This window comes from Flavobacterium xinjiangense (assembly GCF_900142885.1).
GTDB classification, from domain to species: domain Bacteria; phylum Bacteroidota; class Bacteroidia; order Flavobacteriales; family Flavobacteriaceae; genus Flavobacterium; species Flavobacterium xinjiangense.
Genome location: NZ_FRCL01000008.1, coordinates 130,919 through 146,166 on the forward strand (window position 1 = coordinate 130,919; position 15,248 = coordinate 146,166).

General features: G+C 33.2%; 18 protein-coding genes and 1 tRNA gene. 1 reads left to right on the forward strand and 18 read right to left on the reverse strand.

Annotated features, from left to right (window positions below; translation table 11 throughout):
- Position 1 precedes the first annotated feature (1 nt).
- The 16 genes from BUC23_RS11285 to BUC23_RS11360 all read right to left on the reverse strand — a co-directional run bounded on the left by BUC23_RS11285 (position 2) and on the right by BUC23_RS11360 (position 12,984).
- Complete coding sequence (locus BUC23_RS11285; protein WP_073209472.1) at positions 2-1,093, reverse strand: HigA family addiction module antitoxin; 1,092 nt, start codon at positions 1,091-1,093, stop codon at positions 2-4.
- Positions 1,094-1,101: 8 nt separating this feature from the next.
- Positions 1,102-1,422, reverse strand: a complete 321-nt coding sequence (locus BUC23_RS11290; RefSeq protein WP_073209474.1) for a type II toxin-antitoxin system RelE/ParE family toxin — start codon at positions 1,420-1,422, stop codon at positions 1,102-1,104.
- A gap of 74 nt (positions 1,423-1,496) precedes the next feature.
- Positions 1,497-2,687, reverse strand: coding sequence for a restriction endonuclease subunit S (locus tag BUC23_RS11295; RefSeq protein WP_084538334.1), 1,191 nt, complete (start codon positions 2,685-2,687; stop codon positions 1,497-1,499).
- A 2-nt stretch (positions 2,688-2,689) separates the two neighbouring features.
- Positions 2,690-4,261: a type I restriction-modification system subunit M gene (locus tag BUC23_RS11300; RefSeq protein WP_073209477.1), complete on the reverse strand. Its 1,572-nt coding sequence runs from the start codon at positions 4,259-4,261 to the stop codon at positions 2,690-2,692.
- 291 nt (positions 4,262-4,552) lie between these two features.
- On the reverse strand, positions 4,553-5,212 hold the full coding sequence (locus BUC23_RS11305) for an NUMOD1 domain-containing DNA-binding protein (RefSeq protein WP_244153798.1): 660 nt from the start codon (positions 5,210-5,212) through the stop codon (positions 4,553-4,555).
- Positions 5,172-6,278 (reverse strand): AAA family ATPase, encoded by a 1,107-nt coding sequence (locus BUC23_RS11310; RefSeq protein ID WP_167365578.1) that lies wholly within the window; start codon positions 6,276-6,278, stop codon positions 5,172-5,174. Before BUC23_RS11310 ends, BUC23_RS11305 begins: the two co-directional genes overlap by 41 nt.
- 361 nt (positions 6,279-6,639) lie before the next feature.
- Positions 6,640-7,452 (reverse strand): hypothetical protein, encoded by an 813-nt coding sequence (locus BUC23_RS11315; protein ID WP_073209483.1) that lies wholly within the window; start codon positions 7,450-7,452, stop codon positions 6,640-6,642.
- A 189-nt stretch (positions 7,453-7,641) separates the two neighbouring features.
- On the reverse strand, positions 7,642-7,905 hold the full coding sequence (locus BUC23_RS11320; protein WP_073209486.1) for a hypothetical protein: 264 nt from the start codon (positions 7,903-7,905) through the stop codon (positions 7,642-7,644).
- Between the two features lie 54 nt (positions 7,906-7,959).
- Positions 7,960-8,943 carry a DUF3871 family protein gene (locus tag BUC23_RS11325; RefSeq protein WP_073209490.1) on the reverse strand — a complete coding sequence of 328 codons (984 nt, stop codon included), beginning with the start codon at positions 8,941-8,943 and terminating at the stop codon, positions 7,960-7,962.
- The gene (locus BUC23_RS11330) at positions 8,927-9,787 is read right to left on the reverse strand and encodes an AAA family ATPase (RefSeq protein WP_233584042.1); all 861 of its coding nucleotides are present in this window, start codon (positions 9,785-9,787) and stop codon (positions 8,927-8,929) included. Before BUC23_RS11330 ends, BUC23_RS11325 begins: the two co-directional genes overlap by 17 nt.
- Before the next feature lie 142 nt (positions 9,788-9,929).
- Positions 9,930-10,274, reverse strand: coding sequence for a hypothetical protein (locus BUC23_RS11335; RefSeq protein WP_244153799.1), 345 nt, complete (start codon positions 10,272-10,274; stop codon positions 9,930-9,932).
- Positions 10,275-10,451: 177 nt separating this feature from the next.
- Positions 10,452-11,462 (reverse strand): tetratricopeptide repeat protein, encoded by a 1,011-nt coding sequence (locus BUC23_RS11340; protein ID WP_084538335.1) that lies wholly within the window; start codon positions 11,460-11,462, stop codon positions 10,452-10,454.
- Between the two features lie 20 nt (positions 11,463-11,482).
- Complete coding sequence (locus BUC23_RS11345) at positions 11,483-11,920, reverse strand: hypothetical protein (RefSeq protein ID WP_073209498.1); 438 nt, start codon at positions 11,918-11,920, stop codon at positions 11,483-11,485.
- Between the two features lie 95 nt (positions 11,921-12,015).
- Positions 12,016-12,231 (reverse strand): hypothetical protein, encoded by a 216-nt coding sequence (locus BUC23_RS11350; protein ID WP_073209499.1) that lies wholly within the window; start codon positions 12,229-12,231, stop codon positions 12,016-12,018.
- A 59-nt stretch (positions 12,232-12,290) separates the two neighbouring features.
- On the reverse strand, positions 12,291-12,611 hold the full coding sequence (locus BUC23_RS11355; RefSeq protein ID WP_073209501.1) for a hypothetical protein: 321 nt from the start codon (positions 12,609-12,611) through the stop codon (positions 12,291-12,293).
- 28 nt (positions 12,612-12,639) lie between these two features.
- Positions 12,640-12,984, reverse strand: coding sequence for a hypothetical protein (locus BUC23_RS11360; RefSeq protein WP_139259841.1), 345 nt, complete (start codon positions 12,982-12,984; stop codon positions 12,640-12,642).
- A gap of 379 nt (positions 12,985-13,363) precedes the next feature.
- Between BUC23_RS11360 and BUC23_RS11365 the strand changes: the two genes are divergently transcribed.
- Positions 13,364-13,609 (forward strand): helix-turn-helix domain-containing protein, encoded by a 246-nt coding sequence (locus BUC23_RS11365; RefSeq protein WP_073209505.1) that lies wholly within the window; start codon positions 13,364-13,366, stop codon positions 13,607-13,609.
- 37 nt (positions 13,610-13,646) lie between these two features.
- Here BUC23_RS11365 and BUC23_RS11370 read toward each other — a convergent pair whose 3' ends face one another.
- The gene (locus BUC23_RS11370) at positions 13,647-14,852 is read right to left on the reverse strand and encodes a site-specific integrase (protein ID WP_073209507.1); all 1,206 of its coding nucleotides are present in this window, start codon (positions 14,850-14,852) and stop codon (positions 13,647-13,649) included.
- 224 nt (positions 14,853-15,076) lie between these two features.
- A tRNA-Asn gene (locus BUC23_RS11375) sits at positions 15,077-15,150 on the reverse strand.
- Between the last annotated feature and the right edge of the window lie 98 nt (positions 15,151-15,248).

A 15,248-nucleotide genomic window follows, 5' to 3' on the forward strand; every position in this document is an offset into this window, starting at 1 on the left:
GCTACCACAATTTTTTATCGATGCTTGTAGTAATAGCATACTGTTTGTTTTCATGACTTATTCTTCCACGAATAATAGCTGGATTTATCTTGTTTTCTGTAGAAAATTTCAAAACTTTAGCGTCTGAGAAATTAGATTGGTTATTAATTATTGACCACACTGACGGGGGTATTAATTGGTCTTTGGCATATTCATCTGCTTCTTTTTCAATGTATTCTAAGTGCGAATTTTTTGAGGATAAATCAAAAAATTCTTGCTCTTTATCTCCTTTTAAATGCAAATCAATATGCCCGATTTCGTGCATAATAGTAAAAGCAAAATTGTCGATTCTGTTGTGTCTTAATGTTAATGCGATGGTAGGATTATCACCTGACCAAAAGGTATAACCATCAATAGGTGTTTGTTCTAATTTTGGAACCAAGATGAATTTAATCCCATATTGATTCAGTTTTGTTGCGACTTGGGTTACCGCATCTTTATTTTGGAAAAAAATAGTCTGAAGCTCCTGAATTAAATTCGGTAGTTTTTCAGGATTAAATGCATTAACCTCTTGTTTAGCAGCTTCATACTTTGCTACAACATTCCATGCCAAAACATTTTTTTCGCTGATTTTTAATTTGTCTGATTTTCTGAAAAGAGAAAATTTCTGTTTTGCCGATAAGCCTACTAAATCATCTACATTATTGATGTTATACACTTCTTTTATCTTGGCAATATCAGTAGTTAATTCATCAGCTAAGTAGCCTAATTTTCTAAAATAATTTATAGGTACATATTCTTTTATGATTTTCCAGATATCAATATTTACTACTTTCTGAATGTTTTTTTCTTTTATTCTAGCTAAATCCAACTCGTATTGTGATTGAAAACGCAACCAATACTCTGCTGAAATGCCTAATGTTCGTTCCAGTAGGATGGCTAAATCAGCCGTAACTGGACGTTTTCCTTTGATGATTTCATTTAGCATTGTTTTGTGCATGCCAATCTCAACGGCAAAATCTTTTTGGATGATTTTTCGAGCATCCAATTCGTCTTTCAATACTTCGCCTGGATGTGTGGCTTCAAATGGAATAGGTTGGAGTATAGTTTTCATAATAGTTTTTACTTGTAGTGGTTGCTTAATTCGATTATGGAACAGATGGTAATAGTGTTGGGTTCTTCACCTTCTACGGATGTTCTAAATTCAATACGGTACTGGTCATTAACTCGGATTGATTCCAGACCCTTTTTAGTACCACTTAATTTTTCATAATTCAAGCTTATAAAAGGAAACAAGTCTTCTACACGATTGGCAGTTTTTAATTTGTCTATGGCTCGCTTATATTGCTTTATCACTGTGGGTTGAAATCTATATTTCTTGTTTTTAGATTTTCCTTCAGTGTAGAGTTCGGCTAAATACTCTTTGTCAAATTCGATTACCATATTTTGGTTTTTCGTGGTACAAATGTACAACAATTAGTTATTATTATTCACTAAATAAGTGAATTATTTTGTAATCACACAAACATTCCCTGTAACAATCCTCTTTTCCAAACCTCAGTATTCGTTATCTGTGCCTGACAATGATTGATTTTTTCATCAATGGTAGATAGAAAAGTAGCGATTTTGGTTTGTTCTTCTAAGCAAGGAATTAGAATATCTATTGGCGCGAATTTAGAAATCCAATGTCTTTCATGTCCTCCAATTTCATAATTCATAATTTGCATTGCTTCGTAAATGAATTTAATGTCAATACCCTCGCAAGCAACTAATATTTTCATTGCTGAAGATTTTGCTTTAAACGGAAAATCAACAAATTGTGTTGCGGTTGTAAAATCATCAAATATTATTACTGGCAAATTGTTTTCAAAGATTCCATTTGTCTCATTCGTATATCCTAAAATGAATGTCTTACCTGCGGTTAACACAGGTGTGGCAAATGAATTGTCGTATTCTGTACTTGAAACCAAATATTTAGTGGGTTGTAAATAATCTAAACATTCTCCCAACTTCTTCTCCTCCCAATCCGCAAACGCATTCCCATTATCGTCTTTAAATCGTAGTTCTTGCGAAAAGATCTTTTGCATCACGCCTTTTTTGTATTGCTCTAAAAGGCTTTTCTTTTGCTTCAAGGCTTGTAGTTTTTCATCTACTGCCGAGAGGAATGTGGCGATTTTGGTTTGTTCTGGAAAAGAAGGACAATTAAAAGCAATATTCAGTAAAATATTTTGCGAAATATTGGTTTGAGATACTGCAAGACCACTCGATTTACTATTTAACTCTTTTTGAGCTTTCGAATTTGATAATGAAATTGCAATAAATTTACTTGAATTATTTTCACAAGTTCTTAATCTGATGATTTTGTCAGAGAGCATTAATTTTGAACGAACTTTATCTACATGAACTGTAACACCAACTCTACTTGTTGGACCTGCTCTAGTTATTAATATGTCGTTTGGTTTAACTTCAATATTAAATCTAGGTTCTAGTTTATCAGGTAATCTCTTATTTTCATTTTCATTAAATCCCTCCCAAACAACAGAAGTTGTTTTAAGAACTCCCCATTCGTCAATGTTTGATGGATATTCTTCACATTGTGGGCTCCATCCTGAATCTATTGTTCTTACAAGGTTTTTTAACTTATGTTCTTTCCATTTATCTTTAAATTCAGGAAAACGCAAAGTGGGTGTGTTTTTTACTTTTTCCATTATTAAAAAGGAGTTGCAATATTCAATTGTGAACAGAAATCAGCAAGGATTTTATCGGTATCCGCAATTTTTGTTTCCAGTGCTTTTATATCATTTGCAATAGCGTCAATGTCAATGCTGTCTTCAGCTTCAAAGGTATCCACATAACGAGGAATGTTCAGGTTGTAATCGTTGATCGTAATTTCTGCCAATGTAGCACGCTTGCTGTATTTATCTTCCTCGGTACGATTGCGGTAGGTTTCAATGATTTTATCAATGTGTTCCTCGCGTAATACGTTTTGGTTTTTTACCTTGTCAAAATGTTGGCTGGCATCTATAAACAAAACATCTTCCGGGTTTTCACGGCATTTTTTATACACCATAATACACGTAGGAATGCTTGTGCCATAAAAAATATTAGCAGGTAACCCAATCACGGTATCCAGATAATTGCGGTCTTCAATCAAGTATTTACGAATGTGTTGTTCTGCTCCACCACGAAACAAAGCTCCGTGTGGCAATACCAATGCCATAGTTCCGTTTTCAGCCAAATGGTGAATCATGTGTTGTACAAAAGCAAAGTCAGCTTTACTGCTTGGTGCTAACTTACCGTACTGACTAAAGCGGTCATCACTCGTAAATAAAGGATTTGCGCTCCAATTAGCAGAGAAAGGAGGATTAGCCACAATAGCTTCAAATTGTTTGTCTAAATGTTGTGGGTGTTCTAAAGTATCTTCTTGCTTAATGTCGAATTTGCGATAATGCACATCATGCAAAATCATATTCATTCGAGCCAAGTTATAGGTGGTACGGTTCATTTCCTGCCCGTAAAAGTTAGACACTTCACTTACTTCTTTGGCAACGCGTAATAACAATGAACCAGAACCACAGGTAGGATCATAAACAGATTTTAGTTTGCTTTTTCCCGTGGTAACAATCTTAGCTAATATTTTACTGACTTCTTGTGGCGTGTAGAATTCACCTGCTTTTTTACCTGCTCCACTGGCAAACTGTCCAATGAGGTATTCGTAGGCATCACCCAATACATCTAATTCTGTGTTTTCGAGTTTAAAGTCAATTTGGTCTAAATGAAAGAGGACTTTTGAAATAATGTCATTTCTCGCTTCAGGTGTTTTTCCTAGTTTGGTACTATTCAAATCCATATCCTCGAAGAGATTGTCAAAATCATCTTCACTCTCTGTACCCATCGTACTTTGTTGGATATTAATCAGGATTTTTTGCAGGTCTTCTATAATGAAATTGCTCACGCCTTCCAGATCGCTATTTCCACGTTTGGCAATTTCGCTAAAGAGTTCATTGGGTTTCAGGAAGTAGCCTAATTTGTCTAATGATTCTTCTCTAATGGCTTCAATGTATACCTTTCCTTCGGGAGTGGTATCGTCAATAGTTCTGAATTTTAATCCGTCTTGTTCCAGAATAGAATTGGCGTAAAGCTCCATTTTCTCAGCGAGATACTTAAAGAAAATAAATCCTAATATGTAATCCCTGAATTCATCTGCATTCATTTTCCCACGAAGGGTATTGGCAATATTCCAAAGTTGTTGTTCTAACTGTTTTTTCTGGTCTTCTGACATTCTGTGAGGCTCTATTATTTTATCCGCTAAAGTATTGAAAAATTAATTAGGACTATTGAGGAAACCCGTATAAGAGTGGGATTTTTATTGATTTCTAAACCATAAGTTGGTTTATCTTAGTGAGAGTGCAAATTCCAGTGATATTGACAATTTGGTTGTAAGGATAAATTATTGAGAAGGTAGGAAAGAATAACGGTTTCGCTATCAAGGAGTCTAGTATCGCCATATCCATTATATAGATTTGGTTTAAAATAAAAAGAGACAGTTGTTAAGCTGTCTCTCTCTCTCTTATTAATCTTGATATTTCCAAAGAAATCCTGACGAACTCCTTCTTTCTCCTCTGCAACAACGTGAGATACAGGTTTTGGATAGTCCAGTAATCCTACTTGCCTCTGCAACGGAATTGTAACGAGCTAAAATTTCACCATTTAAAGTAAATTGAGTGACTTGTTTCTTCCTGTTATCAGGTTCAACAATAAAAGGTTCTTTGTAGTCATAACTCCATAAGTAACCTCCTAAAGTCTGATTAACACTCCAACAAGCTCTGCTAATAGCTTGTTTTCTAACATTAATACTTTTTCCCGCTGTAGTCAAATCTTCAAATGTAGCGTTTAAAGAGCCATCTAAATTGTATTGATATACCGATTTCTTGATGCTCCCGCCTCGGTCAGAGTTGTAGCCACTTTCAAGAGCATCATACTCTGAAATGTATCTTATTTCTTTAGAAGCTAATTCGTCATTGCTTGAAGCGGTGTCTATTTCTTTCCAAGAAAAAGCATCGGGGCCGTATGTAGCTATGGCTGCTTGAAAATAACCCCCTGTACCCTTATTTGCTTTTTGAATATGGTCTGCCTTACGCTCATCCATTGACCTTGTCGTTACTCCTATGTAGGCTTCTCCTGTCTCTTGGTTAGTTACTTTGTAAACTAGGTGTTTCTTCTTCTGCATCATCCTTTTTCATTTTTAGTTGATATTTACCCATTCCTTGATTTTCTATTTTGCCATCATTCCTCAATTTCTCTAAAGATTTGAAAAGTGTGTCTTTAGCCATCGTTTTGGGGTCATTCAGTACAAATGTTTTCATTAAGTCACCAGTCGGTATAGTCTGACTACCCAGACTAGTCTGACTTTGAATATAGGTATATATTAAATCTTTGTTTGTTGAGTCTTCGCGGTAATCAATTTTAACTTTACTGTCGTATAAAACACTTTTTTCTATTTCACTTACATTTTCAATCCATCTATCCTTATCGATTTTGTAAACAGTAGCTACAGAACTATCAACTTCAACATATTTATTGAATAACATACAAGAGTATTTATCCTTACTATTAGGAATATTAGCAAAGCCTAGTGCGTACTCAAACTCTTGAAGAATTACTCTGCTTCCTGCAATGTTATCCTGTTCGATAGGTCTATCGTTTCCTTTAGTATTATGATGTATAAGAATTATGGTTTTTTTAGAGCTTACAACATACTCTCTGAATTTCTTTACAAACTTAACACACTCTTTACTTGATTCAATTTGTCCTTGAAACAAGTGAGTAAGACTATCTATAATAACAATGTCTGCCTTAGATTCTTCAATGCAATCTCTAAGTGTTTTCCAATCTTCATCAGAGTCAACAGATTGAATAAATTCTTCTTCAGGTGTTAAATAATTTTCACCAAACAATACCATTTCTTGAGGATTTAATCTAGATATCTGTTTTTTAAGTCTTGAAGACCTCATTCTTGGATTTTCCTCTAAGTTAACAAAGAGCACTTTTTTTGGTCCTCCTTTAATTTCTTTGCCATAAAAGGAAGGGCTGCCTATGGCGAGTGAAATTGCGAGATTCTCTGCGAAAGTTGTTTTTCCAGTTTTACTTACTCCAACTAAGAGTCCTTTTGAGCCTTCTACTATTCCGTTCCATATTTCTGCCGGTTCTGGTTCATTTTTGAACTTTGTAATTAAATCGATTGCCCTAACTACTAATTTTGGCTTTACATTTAATGAATTACTATTTTCATTTTCCATTTTCATTTTCCATTTTGAGTTATTAATTTATTTAGTCTGACTAGTCCGACTAGTCTGACTACTCTGCGTGGACATATAAAACTATCGTACTTACATGTCGTTTTTATTAATTTAGCTATCTCATCTTTTTTATCATTTTAGTTTGAAAATCCTACTTTTCTTTCAGTAGCGTTTACAAAGATTCAATTAAAAAAGAGGTTAAAATGGGGGGTGTAGTGTAGGCGCAGTATAATATCAGAGCTAGTATGAGCTGAATTGCAAAGGAAAAGAAAGAAAATAATTTAAATATAATTTTTAACGTAGTATAAGAGCAGTATAAATCTTAGTAAAAAATATTTTTTAGGGTTTGAAACAGTTTTATTTATTTCAGAATGGGTTTTACTATTAAAGTATCTAATTTGGTAATTGTTGAAGGAGTGATCTTGTAAGTCCTTAAGTTTTTGTAATCAACTGTTTCAAGTGATCTTTTTTTAACTTTGACAAAGCAATTTACAGCAATTTGCCATTTTTCATCTTTAGTATCTTCAAAGCCGTGTCCAGGGGTATTGATAATTTTGATAAAATATTTGAGTTCACTTGTGCTTCCAGTCCAGCGAATTAACTTTTTAATGATTTCGTTTTTAAAAACAAGTTCAAAATCATTGAGAGTTATCTCATTTCCAATTAAATCGTTCTCCTTTAGAATTTTGTATAAAATTTGTATTTTAATAAAGCTACTATTATTGTATTTGAATGAATTTCTCTTTGTAGTTTTATTTAGATAAAGTGAATAAGCAGAAGATAAGTCTTTAACAGCTAATTTTATTTCAGGGTGGTAAAATTTTAGTTCGGGTTCTCTACTGAAGTAATTAGATGCTTCCTTAAGTTGAGATACTAACGACTCACAGTAGTAAATTTTTTCTATCTGTGATAGGTTTTCAAACTGATTGTGGATTATCTTTATTGTAGCTTTAAACTTCTGTAATCTAAAGCTTTCAAAAGTCACTACTACTTCAGTGTCAACTACTTCTTCATTTGTTACAATAGGAGTATTGTAGGTAAACTGATCAAACTTATCGTTAGGAGTACAAACCTCAAATTCGTTTAGCTTACTATATAAGTCACGAAATTCTTTGACTAAATAATCCGGCTTTTTAAATTCCTTAAGATCGTCGATTAAGTCTATTAGTTGCATATTTGGCTTGTAGCATTAAAGTTTTAGTTCTACAATATTAATCGTTTTTTAATGAGATAAAAAATGGAGAGACAGAATCTCTCCGTTTTCAATTTGTACAAAAGCTTTTTCAGTGGTTTTATTGATAAAGGAGAAACCGTCTCAAAAGTTGGTTATCAAAATTCAGCATAACTCCTTGTTTTATAATAGTTACTCTATAGATTCCTCAATAAGGATTTCAAAAGAGTGGTAATGGTAAGCATTCCCGTTTATTATAAAAATTGTTTTTAATTCTGTTGTTACTTTAACCTCGCTAACCCATACCAATTGCCTTTTCCTTAGCATTCCCACATTGGATAATACCTTGACTTTAAAAGGGCAAAAAAGCAATTTGAGTACATTGTAGTAGGTAATTACATAAAGTTCTGTAGGCGAACTGTATTGTAGCACATTTGCTAATTCATGATCTTGCATATTATTTTTCTCTACCTCCCGTTAAGTATTCCTTGCTAAACAAAAGAGCTATTATTAATAATGGAGAAACCAATTAGGAATGTTATTTTGGATGGATTTACCTAGGTCGTTGATTAGTTCGTATGCGTTGACATTCCGTTCTAAGTTATTATCGATGTAAGATGATTTGTTTGCTTCCGTAAATAAGTTATAAAGATTCCAGAAACTTATCGAACCATCTGGACTTCTTGAGAAGTTGGGACACTGGTAATAGTCTTTCACAATATTATTTATCTGACTGTCATTCAATGAAATTGGGAAGATTGATTTCTGTGTGTGTTTGTCTAAGTGTGTAAACATTCTGAATTTTCCAATTAAGTGTGCAAATTGCGTTTCAGACAACTTGTGTTCAATCATTCGCTCCATCATTCTTAGATGATTATCTCTCTTGTAATTAGAGAAAAGTTCAATCATTTTGTCTTCTAGTTCATAAATGGAAGATATCCTTATTTCATTGGAAAAGCCATCAGTACTAATGCACAGGTTGGTACACACCTTATTTTTGAAACCAATAAAGACTTTAAATTTCTCCATTGATTTTTTGGAATAAAGGTTCTCCTGATTATAGGCTCGCACTCCGCCAATGCTCAATGTAAGCTCATTTCCGTTAACAATTTGCTTTGTCGAGGGTAAATCTATAATGAAGGCACATCGTTCGTAATAAATGGTTTTTTCGTGTTCTTCAAGATCCTTTGCAGGTTTTCCTATTGCTGATGGAATTCTTCCTTTTACTACGTGGCTTACTCTAATATCAGGTGTTTTCTGAAGTACCCCAGGCAGTAATTTTTGAATTATTTGTTGGCATTTATCTACAAACTGGAAATGACTGATTGTTGACTCGTTATCCTTTGAGAATACAGGAATGATGCAATCTTTTTCCAAATGGTCTAAGCTCACTATTTCAGTATTGGCTTCAATAAAACTACTTGATGGTTTGTTTATTATCTCGTTCTCATCTACTAGATGCTCGTTGATGCTACTATTAAGTACTAATTCCATGGTTCTCTTCAATTAATGGTTTTACAATTTCTTTTTCGTCGACTAGGTGACTAGCGATGTTTTCTATCTGGTTTTTTCTATTCATAATGGCATTGTGAATCTGCTTTTGAAGCGAAGGATATTTTGAATACACATGCTTTAATCCCTCAAGATTCTCACAAGCATTGATTTCAGACATCGCTATTTCAACTGAAATCCCCAGATTGCACCATTCAATAAGTTTCTTTCCGGTGGATGAATTAATGACGAATTCAGGTTTTCCAGAGAACAAACCAGTTCTATCTTTAGAAGCGGTCACAAGGTGATTGTCATTTATAAGCTCAAAATTGACTGTCAGCTCATATTCAAAACCGTCTCTTGTTATTTCCTTCGTACCTAGCTTCATTACTTTAGTCTTACCATTTCCATCTTTATCAAGGCTGTAATCCGTTTTGCGTCGTACAGTAGTAATTACGTGGCAGTTTGAATTAAGAATTTTATCGATAAAGGCTTGATGACGCGGAGTTATTTTAGCCCAATCTTGGAATCTTCCTCCAAGTTGTTCATGTAGTTCCAAGCATCCACCTTTGCCAGACCATTCGTGTGTAATGCTGTCAATTATAACTACTTCGATTTCTTCTTTTTCACAAACCTCAATGGCTTGAATATAACGCTCTGGAGCGTATGGCTCATTCAACGACAATACGTTAAAATCGCCTAAGTGGGAGTAGAGACTGGCACTGTTATTTTCAGTGTCAATTATGGCTATTTTAGTCCAATCGTTAGTGATTCCGTAAGCTAATAGTAAGGCTGAATAAGATTTACCAAAGCCACTTGCTCCGCTTAAACCCAGTCTTAATTTCACTTGGTTTCTTTGTGCTTTTTGTAATTTCATACTGATGTTATTTGATGTTGTTATTGGTCGTTATTCGACATAATAAATTATTGTTATAAAAAAAAAAAGGAACTCCTTTTGAGAGTTCCTTAATTACTTATAGTTAGGTGTTTTAGTACACCATTTCATTTTTTAGCACGTTGCTTTCTACGATGCTTTCTTCTTCTGAAAGATATTCGTAGCGGTGGGACATTTTGATGATTTCACCTGTTTCCCGAATGGTAAATTCATAAGGGTCAACTGTAATTTTTTTTATAGTTCCCGGCATTTGAGTGCCAATTAGTGCTTTACAGGTTGGCTCATTAAACGTACACGGTACTTTAGTTGTTCGCGCAGTAAAGTAAGTCTTTCCGGTTTCTTTACTTTTTACAGATTCAATTCCTCCTTGTACTTCAAGAGCATAGAAGCTTTCCCCATTCTCTCTTTGATATTTTTTGTAATCTACAATTGTAACCATAGTTTTTATAATTTTAAGATTAAACATTGACGGGCATATCCCAAAGCCTAGATCGAGTAGGGGTGACTGTGTGGGTTATGTAGTGTGTGACTTTAAAAAAAAAAATTTAAAATTTGTATTGGGTTTAAGTGAGATTAGGGAATCCTTTTAATTTGATATACATTCTTGAAATTATTTTTACTTTTTGTTACAGTTTTCTTTTATTTTTTGATAGGCTGTAGGTTCTCCAAGTTCCCCGGCTTTTGATAAGTCTTGACAACCTTTAGTTTTCTCTCCTTTTTTAATACGGGCTAATCCTCTAACCAGATAAGAATTTCCATTTGGTTCAATGTTTATAGCTTTAGTACAATCAGAAATACACTTGTCTAATTGTCCTAGATTCAAGAGTATTTCAGCTCTAGTATCCCAAATAAACCATTCCGTTTTATCTAATTGTAAAGCTTTTTCAACAAGGGGTAATGCTGCTTTATAGCTTCCTAGTTCTACCAAACAATAAGCTTTATTGTTATAAACGGTTGAAAATTTATAGTTTTGAGGGGTCACTTTTCCTTCCATTGACAATATTTTATCATAGTCACTAATAGCCCCGTATTTATCATCAATGTTGCTTTTTGCTAATGCTCTCATGAAAATCACATCAGTATCATTAGGTTCGTTTTCAAGGTATTTTGAATAACTAAAAATTGCTTTTGAATAATCTTCATTTTCATAATACTCATTACCTTCATTCAAAAAGTCCTCAACTTCATTTGTTTGTGACTGTTGACTCTCAGGTGGATTTTGATTCTCAGGTAAATTTTGAGTTGCTGGTTTTTTAGAATTTTGCTCTGAAACGAATAAATTATATTCTGTAATAATTTCATTTATATCTATTTCGCTTTGGTTTAAGGATTTTGTGGCACGAGCTAAATCTTTATCTTCCATAAAGGTTAAAAAGCCATATTCTTCGTTTAATCTCCCTAAAAAAGGTTCTTCTTTAATTGAAGTTTTTAATTCAAGTACCAGTTTTTTTAAATGATATAAATATTTTTGATTTTCATTGTATTTAGCCTGAAGAGCCATTGGAACAGACATTATTTCGCTACGGGTCATTGGGGTATAAGTAGAGGTAGATATTGTGCTATATCTATTTTGAGCGTATGTCGATATCACTGATATTAAGAGTAGTAATGTGATTATTTTTTTCATTTTTTTTTTTTTGATTTGTATTATTGTTTTGGGTAAAACACTAAATTCCCAGAATAGTCTTCTTTATAAGTTCCAAGTACATTTCCGTATTTGTCTTTTTTTACGGTATTGCCAGAATAATCTTTTGAATATGTATAAAGAACATTCCCATATTGGTCTTTTTCTACTGTGTTTCCTGCATAATCTTTCGACTTTGTAGTTTGAGTATTCCCGTATTGATCCTTTGTCACGGTTCTACCTGAATAATCTTCTGATTCGGTTTTAATAACATTTCCGTATTTGTCTTTCCATACCAGTTTTCCTGAATAATCGGTTGAAGCAATAGCAATGACATTGCCATATTGGTCTTTAGCAACAGTATTTCCGGAGTAATCTTTTGAGTAGGTTATCTTCTGATTTTGACAAAAACTTAAAGTTGTTACTAATAAAAAGGTCATTGTGAAAATTAATTTTTTCATCTTACTATAAATTGTTTCCTGCCTACTCTGTACAGTTTTCAGCATCCCTGTTCTTGAAATTGGTTTTTTTAATAATGAGGTTATATAATTCGCAATTACTTATTAAATGTTTTAAGTATTCCATAGCCAACAGTGCCAACCACAATTAAGACAATCCAAGCACCAATACTCTCTCCAATACCTCCCATAAAGCTCTCACCATGCATCATTCCAGACAAACCCCATATTGGTAATAAGAATAGTAGTATGATTGCTATAACACCAATCTTTGCGCATCCGCTGTTGTCTTTTTTTCTTCTGTCATAATTCATTTAAGTATTTATTAAGCAATTCTTGTATTTTAGTTTTATCAAAGTGACTTTAATTTATCTTAAAAGGGCATTATACCTAAACAGATTAGATTGTTGTTTTCTTTAATTACGATTGAAAGGAGGGGATGTTTATGGGTATTGTCATAAAAATTGTAATTAAGTACTTCCTCATCTGTGTTCCATGTTGGCTGTTCTATTTTTAATGTAAGTTCTCCTTCTGAACTTTCATGAGCATGAGTAAGCATTCCTTTAAAAAATTGATAAAAATCCTTTTTATTAGGTGCTTCTGTTTCTACCTCCGCTAACATTAGAAAAGGCAAAAAAGATTCTAGGTCGTTATTAATACATGATAAAATCAATTGAGCCTTAATTTTTTTCATTGATGTTGTTTTGTTGTTTGGTTTTTGATTAAAACCTTAATTCATTCTGAAGCAGTAATTGTTTTCCGTCGCTGAATATAAATATAGCTACTGGATTAAGTCCTTCGTAGTAGAACTTGAGTGCAACTCTTTCCTTAGTTCTTCTATTTATTAATGAATAGTAAAGCAAACGGGTTCCGGTAGTGTCATTTGTGAATTCCTCACACCGACTTTCCGATTCGAAGTAAGCTTCGTGATTGTTAATGATTAGTTTTACATCCCCGTAATTAGGCTTATCTAATAATACAAGAGTAGATTTGTTGTCTATGAAAAATCCTCCTACTCTTGTGTTTAATGATTGAGTGAAATTGTGTGTTCCTATTTGGGAGAACATTGAAGCTGATACTAGTATAACTAGTAATAATAATATTTTTTTCATGGTTTAGATTGTTATAAAACTTCTTTTGATCTGCTTAAAGGGATAGGAATTTACTAACAAAGGAATAGGTATTACTTCCTGCTCACAATACCCACTTTTAGTGATTTGTTAGCAAAGTAATTTGTTTTCAAATCATTCCATTGCGGGTTTCCTCATTCTGTAAAATAAACCGCTTTTATTTTAGATTATTAACAAGGACTTTCTTCAGTACTTTTAGATTAGTGTATTACATGATTCACGGATTTTATATCAATTCACAAATCTAATTTAATTTTCGACTTATAAGTCGACACGTGAAAAGAATTTTGATTTAACCGTTTGTTTCCTTTGTTCAATGCAGAAGCATCTAGAACAGATAGAACTTGAATTAGTCAAAAGGATATACAAAGAGTTCCTTGTAAAATTCAATGGAAATAAATCTGAGTTTGCCAGAGCTGCACTATGTTCAGAAACTACCGTAAGAAGAGTATTTAGAAATGAACAAAGAATGACTGTTGATTTACTATTGAGATTCTGTTTTGCTTTGAGTATAGATATAAATGAAATTTTTGAAGGAATAAATATTTTAAATGAAAAATGAGCCTAAAACGTGTTAAATGCGTTAGACTCATTCTATATTATTTCAATTTGTCCTTTAGATTAGACATCGCTTCACTCACTTTCTTTTGCACGACTTTCCCGTAACTTTCCTGCGTAATAACCATGTTTGAATGTCCTAATAGTTCGGAAACGATTTCCATTGGAACATCATTGTACAGTAAAACTGTAGAAGCAAATGTTTTCCTAGCAATGTGGTGTGTCAATCTTTTTTCAATTCCAGTTATAGCTGAAATTTCCTTGAGATAAGAATTGAATTTTTGATTACTTATTGGAGGGAAGATGCGGTTACTATCAGTTGAGTATTTCTCAATAATTTCTTGAGCCTTTGGTAGAATTGGAATGGAGATTTGACGTTGTGTTTTTTCACGTTTCATCTGAATCCAGTTAATGTCGTCAAAACCTATTTGGATGTTCTGCTTCTCAAGATGTGCCATTTCATTATAGGCTAGTCCTGTGTAACAACAGAAAATAAATAGGTCTTGAATGGTGCTTAATCTCTTTTGTTGTAATACTGCTTCTTCAAGGGTTTTGAGTTCTTCTGTAGTAAGGAATATAACGGTTTTACGGACTGTTTTAGACTTGTGAAGTATAAATGGATCTCTATCTAAATAGCCTTCTGAAATAGCCTGTTTTATTGGCGTTCTTAGCCTTTGAATGGTTTTGTTGATAGTAATTTGCTCTTGCTTCTTTTCTGTTTTTAAATAGTAGTCAAAATCACTTAGAAACTGTAGACTTAGTTCTTTTAATGGGTAATCTGTTTTCTTGTATTTCCATTTTAGGAAAGCTTCTAAATGGTTGCCTACATAAACGAACTTGTTATACGTATTGTCTTTGATTTCTAGTCCTACTAGTTTTTCGATTTTGGAGAGATACTGTTTGTAGTAGGAGAGAATGAATTCACTTTTCTTTAGTTCTTTGCCAAAGTATTTGTCGTGAATGTCTTCAATAGAAAAAGGATTTTCTTGTAATCTTAAAATCATGTAGATGCTATTGACCTTAGATTTTATTTTGTCCAATTGAGAGTTGTATAGAATTGCAGATTTGTGGGAATTTAGAATTACTTGGTTTTTGGTATCCCAATGCTCGGACTCAATATTAATGCCTGTGCTAATCTGTTTTCTGTTCCCATTTAGGGTTATTCGGCAAAATAATGGAGATTGATTCTTCTTGTTTTTTCTATTCTTTCCTTCAATAAATAGAATTTTGAAATTGTCTGTTGTCATAACTTTTTGTTTTAGTCAGACATGCAATTGGTTACGATAAAAAAAGTGATGCCTTTTAGAAAAAGAGATGATGCCTAATATGTTGCCTTTTTTTGCAAAATAAGTTGGCAAGTTGGCAGAAGTCAAAAATTCTCTCTTCTCTACTAAACCATCGTGAATACCCGCTTTCACTACCGCTTTAAAACAAAAAAGACCTTACATCACTGTAAAGTCTTTTTAAAAAGCTCCCTCTCTTGGGCTCGAACCAAGGACCCTCTGATTAACAGTCAGATGCTCTAACCAACTGAGCTAAGAAGGAAACTGTATATTTTTATTCTTGTAATGAATGAACGTTTTTGTGTGCTTTATTATGATGTTTGTTTCAGTTGTAAAGCGGTGCAAAGATAGGGGTAAATT

Bases quoted from the DNA above. Each gene is read 5' to 3' on its own strand.
- BUC23_RS11310 (WP_167365578.1), bottom strand. From the start codon at position 6,278: ATGGAAAATGAAAATAGTAATTCATTAAATGTAAAGCCAAAATTAGTA.
- BUC23_RS11290 (WP_073209474.1), bottom strand. From the start codon at position 1,422: ATGGTAATCGAATTTGACAAAGAGTATTTAGCCGAACTCTACACTGAA.
- BUC23_RS11315 (WP_073209483.1), bottom strand. From the start codon at position 7,452: ATGCAACTAATAGACTTAATCGACGATCTTAAGGAATTTAAAAAGCCG.
- BUC23_RS11340 (WP_084538335.1), bottom strand. From the start codon at position 11,462: ATGAAAAAAATAATCACATTACTACTCTTAATATCAGTGATATCGACA.
- BUC23_RS11295 (WP_084538334.1), bottom strand. From the start codon at position 2,687: ATGGAAAAAGTAAAAAACACACCCACTTTGCGTTTTCCTGAATTTAAA.
- BUC23_RS11350 (WP_073209499.1), bottom strand. From the start codon at position 12,231: ATGAATTATGACAGAAGAAAAAAAGACAACAGCGGATGCGCAAAGATT.
- BUC23_RS11370 (WP_073209507.1), bottom strand. From the start codon at position 14,852: ATGACAACAGACAATTTCAAAATTCTATTTATTGAAGGAAAGAATAGA.
- BUC23_RS11305 (WP_244153798.1), bottom strand. From the start codon at position 5,212: ATGATGCAGAAGAAGAAACACCTAGTTTACAAAGTAACTAACCAAGAG.
- BUC23_RS11300 (WP_073209477.1), bottom strand. From the start codon at position 4,261: ATGTCAGAAGACCAGAAAAAACAGTTAGAACAACAACTTTGGAATATT.
- BUC23_RS11365 (WP_073209505.1), top strand. From the start codon at position 13,364: ATGCAGAAGCATCTAGAACAGATAGAACTTGAATTAGTCAAAAGGATA.
- BUC23_RS11335 (WP_244153799.1), bottom strand. From the start codon at position 10,274: ATGGTTACAATTGTAGATTACAAAAAATATCAAAGAGAGAATGGGGAA.
- BUC23_RS11320 (WP_073209486.1), bottom strand. From the start codon at position 7,905: ATGCAAGATCATGAATTAGCAAATGTGCTACAATACAGTTCGCCTACA.
- BUC23_RS11360 (WP_139259841.1), bottom strand. From the start codon at position 12,984: ATGTTCTCCCAAATAGGAACACACAATTTCACTCAATCATTAAACACA.
- BUC23_RS11345 (WP_073209498.1), bottom strand. From the start codon at position 11,920: ATGAAAAAATTAATTTTCACAATGACCTTTTTATTAGTAACAACTTTA.
- BUC23_RS11285 (WP_073209472.1), bottom strand. From the start codon at position 1,093: ATGAAAACTATACTCCAACCTATTCCATTTGAAGCCACACATCCAGGC.
- BUC23_RS11325 (WP_073209490.1), bottom strand. From the start codon at position 8,943: ATGGAATTAGTACTTAATAGTAGCATCAACGAGCATCTAGTAGATGAG.
- BUC23_RS11355 (WP_073209501.1), bottom strand. From the start codon at position 12,611: ATGAAAAAAATTAAGGCTCAATTGATTTTATCATGTATTAATAACGAC.